The organism is Mycoplasma sp. P36-A1 (assembly GCF_049478495.1).
Taxonomy (GTDB): Bacteria; Bacillota_I; Bacilli_A; order JAJDGJ01; family JAJDGJ01; genus P36-A1.
This window is the reverse complement of record NZ_CP168083.1, coordinates 1,192,721-1,205,217: the sequence shown is the minus strand read 5'-3', so window position 1 is coordinate 1,205,217 and position 12,497 is coordinate 1,192,721. Positions and strand designations below refer to the sequence as shown.

Here is a 12,497-nt window from a genome sequence, read left to right as displayed (position 1 = left end):
TTTTGGGACTCTTTTTTATTTTGCATTTTTTCATAGAGAAAGTTGATTTGACTAGATTTGCTGTGGTAGGTGTGTTTTTACCCCCTTTTGAGTCTGATTTTCCCCGCTACAAAAAGAATGTTTTAATAGCATTTATATATAGTATAGACAATACTAATTAATAATATAATCAATTCATGTTTGACATCCTGAATATATTATGATATACTGGTATCAAGTTAGAAATTGTATTAGATTTTATAGACAAGAAAATACCAATATTTTTTTAATCACAAATACTTAGTACAAACAATACTAAGTATAAGTAGAACGGAGGATTACATGACAAACGAAATAGAATGGAAAATTGCCAATGAGTGGCGTGGGAGTATGACACCTTATGATATGCCTTTTATTTTAATAGCAAGTGCATATCTTAAATATAAGAACAAAGATGTAATAAAAAATCTGATGCTTCAAAATAAAGAATCATTTAATGGCCACTTAGAGCAAGACTTAATTCAAGAAAAACATATTCCGAATGTAACTGGGTTTCTTAAAAGGGTAGACGAAGTTATCACAAGACTTCCAGACGGTAAATATCGTGAAACTTTAAAATTATTAAATGAATGCAGTTCAAAGATGTTGATTGACGCAGGTTTTGATGTGATGAGAAATCAAGGAATAAACAATTCAAACACTGTTAATTCTTCAAGTTTGAACACGTTAATTGTAGCCTTGGCTGAGATAGAACAAGGGGATAGTGTTTTGGATGCGACAGTTGGTTCGGCAGGTACTCTTATTGAAGCCATTCAATACCATCCATCGATATTAGTTGGGCAAGAAATAAATGAAGAGGTTGGAGTATTTGCTGCTATTAATTTGATTGTGAATGGAGCACAAGAATCAGAAATATTAATAGGCGATACCTTAAAAAAACCTGAGTATCTTCATTATGGAAAATTTGATAAAGTTATTCAAGTTCCGCCCTTCGGTCTGAGGATAGAAAGTGATTTGTCAAATGACGACCGCTTTAAGTTTGGTCCGTTATCTAAGTCTGTAGGAGATTGGGCTTTTGTTAGTAATGCTTTGTCAGCTATCAAAACTGATGGAGGACGAGCAGTTATTGTCGTGCCGAATGGAGCGTTATTTAGAAGTGGACCAGATAGAATTATTCGCCAATCCATCCTAAACTTTGATTTCATTGAAGCTGTCATTTCATTACCTAATGGGATATTTAATAACACAATGATTCCAACGGCAATTTTAGTCTTGAACACAAATAAAAAAGATAATGTGAGGGAGCAAGTTCAATTTATAAAAGTGTCCGAAGAAATGGTTACAGTTATAAATAGACGAGAACGCATATTACCGAGTGAACTAATAGGTAAAATCATGGCAGTCTTTGAAAGTAAAGATTCGATTAAAGGATTTTCTTCATTGGTTTCATTAAAAGAAATTCGCAATGGAGATCTTACTGTAGATTCCTATGTGGTGCAAGACAGCTATCAATTTGATGGACTAGAAATAAAAGCTAACTTCAATAGACTAGAAAATATTGAAACAATAAAGTTAACTGATGTTGCCACTTTAAGTAGAGGATTTAATAACACTCGCTCATCAGAAGATGAAAATGGAAAATATCAAGTCATCAGAATCTCTGATATCACAGAGAAAGGTATTAATTATGATGAATTAGTCAGCGTTTCATCAGATATAAAAAATATTGATGACTATAGTGTTTTTAAAGGAGACTTGCTTCTTAGTATACGTGGTACAACAAATAAAGTTGGATATGTAGATATTGATGATGAGTCATTACTTTTCAATGCTAACTTAATTAGGATTAGAACACATAAAGACTGCGACTCAGAGTGGTTAAAAATTTATTTGGAAAGTCCAATGGCTAAAGTACTTTTAGAGCGAATTTCTAGAGGAACTACCATTCGCCAAATTAGTCTTCAGGATTTGAGAGAGCTCCCGATTCCTAGGCTCACTCTTGAAGAACAAACGAAATCTAAGTTAGAGTACAAGCAGGGCATAGAAGAGATAGAAAAAGAATTAGAGATGTTACGTTTAAAGGAATATAATATAAAGAGAGCATTTTATCAATCATTACCTATAACAGAGGCTTTTGAAATCACATCTGATAAATATCATAGAGTAGGAGAGTAGTAAAAATGGCAAAACAAACAAATGCAAAAATCGGTTTTGAAAAAGAGTTGTGGGCAGCAGCAGATGCAATGAGAAATCATGTGTCATCCTCAGAGTATCGAAAAGTAGTGGTAGGATTAATCTTTTTGAAATACGTATCAGATGCTTTTGAGTATCGTCATCAAGAGTTAATCGAAGAAGGATATGGAGATGAAGAAGATCGTGATGCTTATCTAGAAAAAAATGTCTTCTTTGTTCCAGAAGATGCACGTTGGAAATTAATTGCAGAAAAAGCATTTACACCAGAAATTGGAATTGTGCTTGATAATGCGATGCGTGCTATTGAAAAAGAAAACAAAACATTGAAGAATGTCCTTCCTATTATATATGCGAACCCTGACCTCGATAAAAGAGTGCTTGGGAATGTGGTTGATATTTTCACAAATATTAACATGCATGATGAAAATGAAGAAAAAGATTTGCTTGGACGTGCCTATGAATATTTCATCGAACAATTTGCAACTCAAGAAGGAAAAGGGGGAGGCGAGTTCTACACGCCAACTTCTATTGTTAAGACAATCGTTGAGATATTGAAACCTTATAAGGGCAGAGTATACGATCCTGCATGTGGTTCTGGTGGCATGTTCGTACAATCTGCCAAATTTATCAAAGAACATAGTGGAAATATTAATGATCTCTCAATTTATGGAGAAGAGTCTAATCCAGATACATGGAAAATGGCCAAAATGAACATGGCTATTCGTGGACTTGAGGCAGATTTTGGTCCTTATCAGGCGAATACATTTTTAAATGATTTGCATCCAACTTTGAAGGCAGATTACATTATGGCAAATCCTCCATTCAATATTTCTGATTGGTGGGATCAATCTCTCGAAGATGATAGACGTTGGGCTTATGGAACACCACCAAAGGGAAATGCCAACTATGCCTGGATTCAACACATGATTTCTCACTTGGCACCGGGAGGAAAGATAGGATTGGTATTAGCCAACGGTTCCCTTTCGACTTCGACAGGTGGAGAAGGGGAAATCCGTAAGAAAATTATTGAAGCAGACTTAATTGAAGGTATTGTGGCTTTACCATCAAATCTCTTTTATAGTGTTACGATTCCAGCTTGTTTATGGTTTATTTCTCGTGATAAAAAACAATCTGGGAAGACAGTATTTATTGATGCTCGTAAAATGGGAGAACTGATTGACCGTAAGCACCGTGATTTAAATAACGAGGAAATTAAAAAGATTGCCGATACTTTTGAGTCCTTTCAAAATGGAGAACTAGAAGATATCAAAGGTTTCTGCGCTGTGGTTGGAATAGCAGACATTGCAAAGCAAGATTATGTTTTAACTCCAGGCCGTTATGTAGGGCTTGAAGAGCAAGAAGATGATGGAGAACCATTTGAGGAGAAAATGGAACGCTTGACATCAGAATTAGCAGAGATGTTTGTTCGTTCACATGAATTGGAAACAGAGATAAAAGAACGATTGGGGGCGATTGGATTTGAAATATAAAATGCTCTCGGAAACGAGTAATTACATGAATGGGAGAGTTGAGGTTGCAAGTTTAAACTTGGATAATTATATTTCCACAGAGAATATGATGCCAAACAAAGGTGGAGTAATTGAGGCCAATAAGCTACCAATGGGGAAAACCACTACTTCGTATAAAAAAGGTGATGTTCTTATGTGATATGATACCTCTAAAGTGGACAGTGTAAAAAAACAAATTACACTAAATATTTTGGAGGTGTTTTATTATGGGAAGAAAAGCTAAATTCAGTTTTGAGATAAAGATGAAAACTGTATTAGACATAGTTGGTGGGGTCGAATCAGTTAGTAATGCTGCGTATAGATTAACTGTAAATGAATCCACTATAAGAAGATGGTTAAATAAATATATAAGCAATGGTGAACAAGCATTGATAACCAATAAATTTAATAAGTCTTATTCAACTGATTTGAAAAATTATGCAATTAATGATTATATTAATGGATTAGGTTCTTTAAATGATATCATCGGTAAATATAATATAAGCTCAATCAGTATTTTACAATCTTGGATTAATAAGTATAATAATCATATAGAAACAAAGGCTCATAAGCCTTTAGAAAGTAATGGTGTCTATATGAAAGACAATAATAAATATACTTATGATCAAAAGTTAGCTATTGCAAAATATTGTATTGAAAATAGCTTAAATTATATCGATACTGCTAGTAAGTATAAAACTAGTTATTCTAACGTTTACAATTGGACTAGAAAATATTTAAAGGATGGAGTTGATGGTTTAAAAGATAATCGTGGTCGCAAGAAAGATGATAGTGAATTAGATGAAATTGAACTACTTCAGCGTGATAATTCAAGACTAAAAAGAGAATTGGAATTGAAAGAACTAGAGAATAAAATTCTAAAAAAGCTAGAAGAGAAAGAAAGGAGCGTGTTACTTTCACGCCGAAAAATGAAATAGAATATGAATTAGTAAAGGCATTTTATAGTGAAGGAATTAGTATTAAATTTACTTGTAAAATATTAAAACTAAATAGAAGTAGTTATTACAAATGGTTAAAAAGATCAGAATCAAAGCAAGATATAGAAAATATAGAAATCTATAAGTTTATTAAGCAAAAACAAGAGGAATATAAATATATATTTGGTTATAGAATAATGTGTGCAATGGTTAATAGAGAATTTTGCGCAAATTATAATCCTAAAAGAATATATCGTATTATGAAAATATCAAACCTTCAGGCAAAAATTAGAAAGAGCTCTAAACCAAAATATATTAGAAGTACTCCTGAAGTAGTTGCACAAAATATTATGAACAGAGATTTTAGCACTAATTTACCAAATGAAAAATGGTGTTGTGATGTTACTGAGTTTAAAATATCATCAACAGGATTAAAACTATATTTGGCAGCTATTATAGATTTGTTTGATAATACAATAGTTGGATATCAAATATCCGAAAGAAACGATAATATATTAGTATTCGATGCATATAGAGAAGCAATAAATAATAACCCTAATTCTAAAGCTATGTTTCATAGCGATAGAGGTTATCAGTTCACATCAAAAGCATTTAAAAGAATGTTGGAAGATCAAAACATGGTACAAAGTATGTCACGAGTTGGAAGGTGTATAGATAATGGTCCAATCGAGAAATTCTGGGCAATACTAAAAACTGAAATGGTAGATTACAATAAAGCAAATAGTATATCTGAGTTAAAAGATTATATTATTGAACACATATACTTCTATAATAATATAAGATTACAACCTAGATTTAACTATAAAACACCAATAGAAGTTAGAAATGAAGCTTTAGATCAGATTAAAAATAATTTAGTGGTTGTAACTTATCCAATCGTTCCAAATCCTAAAGTGGTTAAATACTGGGAAAATATAGATAGAAAAAACAATATAACTCAAACAACTTGTGTTTAAGCTATATTGCAATGTTAAGAATTTAATTATTTACACTGTCTACTTGACGGGTGTCAGTTCAATTTCCAATATCCGACCTTATTTTAAAAAAATTTGGTATGCAGAAAATGAAGGTGGTTGTTCAAATGATGTTCTTGTGATTCGTGCAAATAAAGATGTTGATTCGAAATTTCTTTATTATGTTTTGTCTGATGATGCATTCTTTGAGTACGATACAGCGACATCGAAAGGCACGAAAATGCCTCGTGGTGATAAATCTGCCATTATGCAATATCAAGTGCCAGATTTGAGTATTGAAAGTCAAAGAGAGATTGCTAGTACTTTAACTGCTTTAGATAATAGAATTGATGAAAACAAAAAGATAAATCATCATTTAGCGGCTTAGTCAGTTACTGATAGCTCGCCAGACATGAGTTTTGGCAATAATGTATCACGTAATTCAACCAGACGTTCAATCTCAAAACAGTTATTACTAATTGCATTAAATAATGGATTGACTAATTTATTGTACTCTTCAATTACTTCAGAATCGTATATCGGAAGCTCTAGTTCTTCAACGTTGCCTTTGTTGATATGTTGTTGGGCTCCACCAGTTTGTTTTGCAATTAACTGATGAATACGTTCGATAATAAATGGATAAATATAGGTGTAAGGAATCTTTTTGCTCCCCTGTACGCCAACAACCGATTGATTGGTGCAACTTGCTATTTCTAATAAGCTAACTTGTCCAAGTGTAGCCCCAGTTATGGCTAATACAGTAGTATGTGCAGGCAACAGTTTTGTGGAAGATTTTGCAAGTCCCAGTTCGGAGATTTTTTCTGTTGGCTCAATAATTCGGAACTTGTTTATTTCACCAGAATTTATCCATGGAATTGTTCCGCTCCAATATTCTGGTTTTGAGCGACTAGGAGTTCCTCCAAGAGAAATGATGCATTCATCACCTAATCTTGATTGCCGAAAGGATTTATCTACAAAATAGTTGCTGAAATTTAGAAATATCATCTGCTCTAAATGATGATTTATCTTCTTCCTACCTCCGATTCTTGCTAGAATTTAGAAGAAACGAGGTAGGGAAGTATGAAAGATAAATTAATTACAAAAATTCAAATGGAGATGGCAAGTTGCCTGACACAATCGCAGATGGAGGAATTAAAAAGAGTTCTGACTAATAGCTTTCATTCATTCGAAGTGACAATGGCAGCGACATCAGGACAAGATGAAATTGATAATCAGAAAATGCTTGAAATCTTTATTTCAGCAAAGCGAGTAGAGGGATGTTCAGAAAAATCTTTGAAGTATTACGAAATGATAGTTCACAGAATGATTGAACAAGTGAATCAGCCTATTAGAGATATTACGACAGATAATTTGCGAGGATACCTTGCAGACTATCAGAAAAAGAGAAATTCTAGCAAGGTGACAATTGATAATATGCGAAGAATATTTAGTAGTTTCTTTGGTTGGTTGGAAGATGAAGATTATATTTTGAAAAGTCCTGTAAGAAGGATTCATAAAATAAAAACAGATAAACCTATCAAAGAAACAATCTCTGACGAAGGACTTGAATTACTACGTGATGCAAGTGATGAAATTCGAGACCTAGCGATGATAGATTTACTTGCTTCAACAGGGATGCGAGTTGGTGAGCTGGTTGGACTAAACAGAGAAGTTATCAATTTTTTTGAAAGAGAGTGTGTCGTCTTAGGAAAAGGTGGTAGTGAGCGTATGGTTTATTTTGATGCAAGGACGAAGATTCACCTGCTTAATTATCTTGAAAGTCGTGTAGATGATAACCCAGCACTGTTTGTTACCTTAGCCAATCCTTTCAATCGATTGATGATTGGTGGAGTCGAGACAAGACTTCGAGATATTGGGAAAAAAGCAGACTTGAATAAAATTCATCCTCATAAGTTTAGAAGAACATTGGCTACAAGAGCGATAGATAAAGGAATGCCCATAGAGCAAGTTCAACATTTGTTAGGGCATGTAAAAATTGATACGACCATGAATTATGCAATGGTCAACCAAACGAATGTGAAGAACTCACATCGAAAATTTATTAGTTAGGAGACCTCTATGAAATTGAGTGAAGTATGTGAATTTCAAAACGGATATGCCTTTAAATCAAAGGACTTCGTAGAAAACGGTGATTACAAAGTCATTAAGATAAAAGAATTAAAAAATGGACTGACTCAATTTTTTAATGACAGTGCATCAATTGAAACTATAAGTAGCAATCAAGAAAAGTACGTTGTACACAAGGATGATGTGTTGTTTGCACTTACAGGTGACCCTGTTAGTAAATCTAATCCGTTAACTTGGGTTGGACGAGTTTCCAGATATCAGTTTGATGAACCAGCATTATTGAATCAAAGGGTATGCAAAATTATACCTTATGAAGATCAAGTGGATAAAGATTACTTATATTACTTTTTTCGTGAATTTAGTAATTTTTATGACTTAGCCCAAAGAGCAACAGGAAGTGCTTCTCAAGTTAACATATCCACAAAGCAAATTGGAGAGGTTGAGATTGACTTACCAAGTTTAGATGAACAGAAAAAAATTTCAATAACGCTACGCTCATTAGATGAAAAGATTGAAAATAATAAAAAGATAAATCATCATTTAGCAGAGATGGCTCAGTCAATTTTTACATCTTGGTTTATTGATTATGAACCTTTTGGTGGAGTAAAACCTTCTAACTGGACTAATGGTAAGTTATCGGACATATTAATGCAAGTTAAGAATACGATAAAGTCAGGGGAAGAACCAGATCTACCATATGTTCCGATTGATGAATTACCGATGAATTCATTGGGTCTAAATACGTTCCGACCAAACGATGAAGCAAAAAGTAGTTTGATAACATTTGACAAGAATGACATCTTAATCGGTGCGATGAGGGTTTACTTCCACAGAGTTTGTGTTGCTCCATTTAGAGGAATAACTCGTTCTACGTGTTTTGTTCTACGACCAACCTATGCTGAATATTTGGAATTTGCATTATTGATCTGTAATCAAAATTCTTCTATTAATTTTGCCAATAGTACGTCCAAAGGATCTACTATGCCCTATGCTGTATGGGAGAATGGACTAGCTGATTTAAGTATTGATATACCGCCAATGGATGTTATTTCAGATTTTTCAAAAATAGTAAACCCGATGATTGAAAAAATTAGAGACTCTTTATTCGAGCAGCATCAGCTAAAGGCTACCCGAGATACATTGCTTCCAAAACTGATGACTGGTGAGATTACTGTAACTGACGAAGAAACTAAATGATGATTTACCACTAAAATAAAAGGAAGAAAATTATGGTCAATCAAAGTAGTTACTACAGAAATTTAATACAAAATGTTATTGATAAATCCGTCTCAAAAATCTGGGATTCAGCTGTAATGGAGTGGGTTATCTATGATGTAGAAGAAGATGAACAACAATTAGAATCCTGTATTTGTGGTAAAGAAAGTCTGAAATATCTTTATACAATTAGGAACAACGAAAATGGAGTTATGGTTTACCCTATTGGAAGCTCTTGTATCAAGAAGTTTGAATGTAGTGATTTGAATGAAGGAATTAACGTCAAGGAACAACTGTTCAAACTCCTTCATGCAGTAGAAGAAAATGCTTTTCTTACTTTGTCCCTTGAGTATTTTTCTAGGAAATTACTCGGATATTTATATCAAGAAGGAGCTTTTTTAGAAACATCCTATAATAAATACGATGGTATTAACGATTACCAGTTTATGCTAGATATGTTTAATAAAAGAAGCAGGACTACAAGTCAAGATAAAAAAGCTACAGCAATCATTCTTAATTCAATAAAACCTTTCTTAGTTAACAGGTTAAAGGATAAAGTAAGAAACACAGGAGGTGTAGACGATGGCGTTTGCAGAAGATAATTATGAAAATGCAGTAATACAGCTGTTAGAGGAGTTGGGTTATACCCACGTTTATGGACCTGATGTCGCTAGAGACTATTCAGAATCACTTTATTTGGGTGAATTAGAGTCTGCGGTCTCTCGTATTAATCCATCTTTGCCATCACTAGCCATCACAGAAGCAATCAATAAACTAGTGAAATTTGAGAATGGATCACTAGTCCAAAAAAACGAAGTGTTTATGAGGTATTTGCAAAATGGAATTGAAGTTTCTTATTACTATAATGAAGAACAGCAAAATGATATTGTAAAGTTGGTTGACTATGAGCATGTAGATAAAAATACTTTCACGGTAGTTAACCAATGGACAATTGTTGAAAATAGCGAAAAACGTCCAGATGTTCTTGTTTTCTTGAACGGAATTCCTGTGGTTGTTTTTGAACTGAAAAGCCCTTCACGTGAAGAGACAGATGCATCAGATGCTTATCTGCAACTAAAGACTTATCAGAAAGAAATTCCAAGTCTTTTCAATTATAATGCATTTAATGTCATGAGTGATTTGGCTACCTCAAAAGCAGGGACGATTACTGCAGGTGAAGACCGTTACATGGAATGGAAAACTACAGATGGCAGTTATGAGAACACTCAGTATGCCCAGTGGGATACTTTTATCGAAGGAATCTTTGAGAGAAGTAGATTCTTAGATATCTTAAAAAACTTCATCTGTTTTTCGGGTGAGGCAAAAATTCTTGCAGCTTATCATCAGTATTTTGCAGTCAGAAAGGCTATTGCCACAACATTTACAGCAACTCAAGGTGATGGACGAGGAGGTGTTTTTTGGCACACACAAGGTAGTGGTAAATCCCTATCTATGGTATTTTATGCCCATTTACTACAAAAAGCATTGAACTCACCAACAATTGTAGTGTTAACTGATAGAAATGATTTGGATGATCAGCTGTTTGGTCAATTTGCAAAATGTCAAGAGTTTCTACGTCAAACACCTGTACAAGCAACAGACCGTGCTAATTTGATAGAACTGCTAGATGGTCGTGAAGCAAATGGTATTATTTTTACTACCATGCAGAAATTCGAAGAATCTGATGAACCTTTATCAGAGCGCAGAAACATTATTGTAATGGCAGATGAAGCACATCGTGGACAATATGGACTTGAAGAAAAGGTAGATGCAACGAGTGGTCAAGTGAAAATAGGTGCTGCACGAAAAATTCGGGATAGTTTGCCAAATGCTACCTACATTGGATTCACTGGAACTCCAATTTCTAGTAAAGATAAATCTACTACAGAAGTTTTTGGTAACTACATCGATGTTTATGATATGACTCAAGCAGTAGAAGATGGGGCAACTCGTCCAGTTTACTATGAAAGTCGTGTCATTCATTTGAAACTTGATGACAACATTCTAAAAGAAATTGATGAAGAATATGATGTGATGGCAGAAAATGCTGAAGGGTATGCTATCGAAAAGAGTAAGAATGAACTTGGTCGCATGGAATCTATTCTTGGTGCAGACCAAACACTTGAAGCTTTGGTAGATGATATCATTCAACATTATGAAGAAAATCGTGAACAAGAACTAACAGGAAAAGCTATGATTGTAGCCTATTCTCGAGCAATTGCTATGAAGATTTATCGCAAAATTCTTGTGAAACGACCAATGTGGACAGAAAAGCTAGGCGTTGTAATGACATCTGGAAATAATGACCCGGAAGATTGGCATGATATCATAGGAAATAAACGCCATAAAGATGAAATGGCAAAAAAATTCAAAGATAACCAAGATCCATTCAAGATTGCAATAGTTGTTGACATGTGGCTAACAGGATTCGATGTTCCAAGTCTTGCTACAATGTACGTTTACAAGCCAATGAGTGGTCATAATCTAATGCAAGCTATTGCGAGAGTTAATCGTGTCTATAAAAATAAAGAAGGTGGACTAGTTGTAGATTATGTTGGTATTGCTGGTGCATTGCGTCAAGCAATGAACGACTATACAAAGCGTGACAAAGGGAATTTTGGAGACCCTAATATTGCTGAAACTGCATTACCTAAATTTATCGAAAAACTAGAGGTTTGTAGAGACATTTTCCATGGGTTCGACTACTCAGCATTCATGGCTGAAAATGCTACAGATTTAGTCCGTGCAAAAACTATTAGTGCTGGAGTAAACTTCTTATCTGGAATTGATAAAAAAAAGGAAAAAGAAGAGTATATTAAGCAAGTATTATTACTTCGCCAAGCACTCACACTTTGCCGTTCTTTACTAAATCCAGAGCAGCGATTTGAAGCAGCTTATTTTGAAGCTGTAAGAACACTACTTACCAGAATAACTGAAGCAGGAAAACCTTTGTCATTAAAAGAGATAAATCAACGCATCAACGATTTACTCAAATCCAGTATTAAAAGTGAAGGAGTTATTAACCTATTTTCTGATATAGATACAGGATTTTCTCTTTTTGATCCAAAATTTCTGGAAGAAATCGCTAAGATGAAGGAGAAAAATCTTGCTGTTGAGCTATTGAAAAAACTGATTGCTGAGCAAGTATCGTTGTACAGAAGAACAAACCTTGTGAAATCTCAAAAATTCTCAGATTTGCTTTCAAATGCAATGAAAGCCTATTTAAATGGGATGCTTTCAAATGAAGAAGTTATTCAAGAATTGATGAAAATGGCAAAGGAAATGTCAACTGCAAGTGAAGAAGGAAATGCTTTGGGACTGACTGAGGAAGAATTGGCCTTCTATGATGCATTAACAAAACCAGCTGCAATCCAAGATGTTTATGAAAACGACCAATTAGTAGCATTGGCACATGAGCTTACGGAAATGCTTCGTAAAAGTAGAACAGTTGATTGGCAGAAAAAGGAATCAGCTCGTGCAGGTATGAGACGAATGGTAAAACAATTGTTAAGAAAATACAAATATCCACCTGAAGGCGTGGAAGATGCTATTACTACTGTAATTGGACAGTGTGAGATGTGGACAGATGCAGGATAAACCTG

The 12,497-nt window shown here is 34.1% G+C and carries 11 protein-coding genes; 10 read left to right on the top strand and 1 reads right to left on the bottom strand.

The annotated features are described in order from the left end of the window. Nucleotides 1–321: 321 nt before the first annotated feature. The 6 genes from ACD762_RS05785 to ACD762_RS05760 are packed head-to-tail and all read left to right on the top strand — an operon-like array spanning nucleotide 322 to nucleotide 5,980. Nucleotides 322–2,154 (top strand): N-6 DNA methylase, encoded by a 1,833-nt coding sequence (locus tag ACD762_RS05785; protein WP_423363046.1) that lies wholly within the window; start codon nucleotides 322–324, stop codon nucleotides 2,152–2,154. Nucleotides 2,155–2,159: 5 nt separating this feature from the next. Continuing rightward, complete coding sequence (locus ACD762_RS05780) at nucleotides 2,160–3,662, top strand: type I restriction-modification system subunit M (protein WP_423363045.1); 1,503 nt, start codon at nucleotides 2,160–2,162, stop codon at nucleotides 3,660–3,662. Beyond that, on the top strand, nucleotides 3,652–3,924 hold the full coding sequence (locus ACD762_RS05775; RefSeq protein ID WP_423363044.1) for a hypothetical protein: 273 nt from the start codon (nucleotides 3,652–3,654) through the stop codon (nucleotides 3,922–3,924). The genes ACD762_RS05780 and ACD762_RS05775 overlap by 11 nt, the downstream gene beginning before the upstream one ends. Then, nucleotides 3,908–4,618 carry a helix-turn-helix domain-containing protein gene (locus ACD762_RS05770; RefSeq protein WP_423363043.1) on the top strand — a complete coding sequence of 237 codons (711 nt, stop codon included), beginning with the start codon at nucleotides 3,908–3,910 and terminating at the stop codon, nucleotides 4,616–4,618. Before ACD762_RS05775 ends, ACD762_RS05770 begins: the two co-directional genes overlap by 17 nt. Beyond that, nucleotides 4,615–5,595 (top strand): IS3 family transposase, encoded by a 981-nt coding sequence (locus ACD762_RS05765; RefSeq protein WP_423364714.1) that lies wholly within the window; start codon nucleotides 4,615–4,617, stop codon nucleotides 5,593–5,595. The genes ACD762_RS05770 and ACD762_RS05765 overlap by 4 nt, the downstream gene beginning before the upstream one ends. After that, nucleotides 5,588–5,980: a restriction endonuclease subunit S gene (locus tag ACD762_RS05760; protein WP_423363042.1), complete on the top strand. Its 393-nt coding sequence runs from the start codon at nucleotides 5,588–5,590 to the stop codon at nucleotides 5,978–5,980. The genes ACD762_RS05765 and ACD762_RS05760 overlap by 8 nt, the downstream gene beginning before the upstream one ends. On the opposite strand, the gene ACD762_RS05755 is transcribed toward ACD762_RS05760, so the two are convergent. Continuing rightward, nucleotides 5,977–6,597 (bottom strand): restriction endonuclease subunit S, encoded by a 621-nt coding sequence (locus tag ACD762_RS05755; protein ID WP_423363041.1) that lies wholly within the window; start codon nucleotides 6,595–6,597, stop codon nucleotides 5,977–5,979. The genes ACD762_RS05760 and ACD762_RS05755 overlap by 4 nt on opposite strands. 75 nt (nucleotides 6,598–6,672) lie before the next feature. On the opposite strand from ACD762_RS05755, the gene xerA reads away from it, so the two are divergent. The 4 genes from xerA to ACD762_RS05735 are packed head-to-tail and all read left to right on the top strand — an operon-like array spanning nucleotide 6,673 to nucleotide 12,492. Continuing rightward, nucleotides 6,673–7,662 carry a site-specific tyrosine recombinase/integron integrase gene (gene xerA, locus ACD762_RS05750; RefSeq protein WP_423363040.1) on the top strand — a complete coding sequence of 330 codons (990 nt, stop codon included), beginning with the start codon at nucleotides 6,673–6,675 and terminating at the stop codon, nucleotides 7,660–7,662. 9 nt (nucleotides 7,663–7,671) lie between these two features. Further along, nucleotides 7,672–8,943, top strand: a complete 1,272-nt coding sequence (locus ACD762_RS05745; RefSeq protein ID WP_423363039.1) for a restriction endonuclease subunit S — start codon at nucleotides 7,672–7,674, stop codon at nucleotides 8,941–8,943. Continuing rightward, nucleotides 8,910–9,497: a hypothetical protein gene (locus ACD762_RS05740; RefSeq protein WP_423363038.1), complete on the top strand. Its 588-nt coding sequence runs from the start codon at nucleotides 8,910–8,912 to the stop codon at nucleotides 9,495–9,497. The genes ACD762_RS05745 and ACD762_RS05740 overlap by 34 nt, the downstream gene beginning before the upstream one ends. Next, nucleotides 9,478–12,492 carry a type I restriction endonuclease subunit R gene (locus tag ACD762_RS05735; RefSeq protein WP_423363037.1) on the top strand — a complete coding sequence of 1,005 codons (3,015 nt, stop codon included), beginning with the start codon at nucleotides 9,478–9,480 and terminating at the stop codon, nucleotides 12,490–12,492. Before ACD762_RS05740 ends, ACD762_RS05735 begins: the two co-directional genes overlap by 20 nt. Nucleotides 12,493–12,497 lie beyond the last annotated feature (5 nt).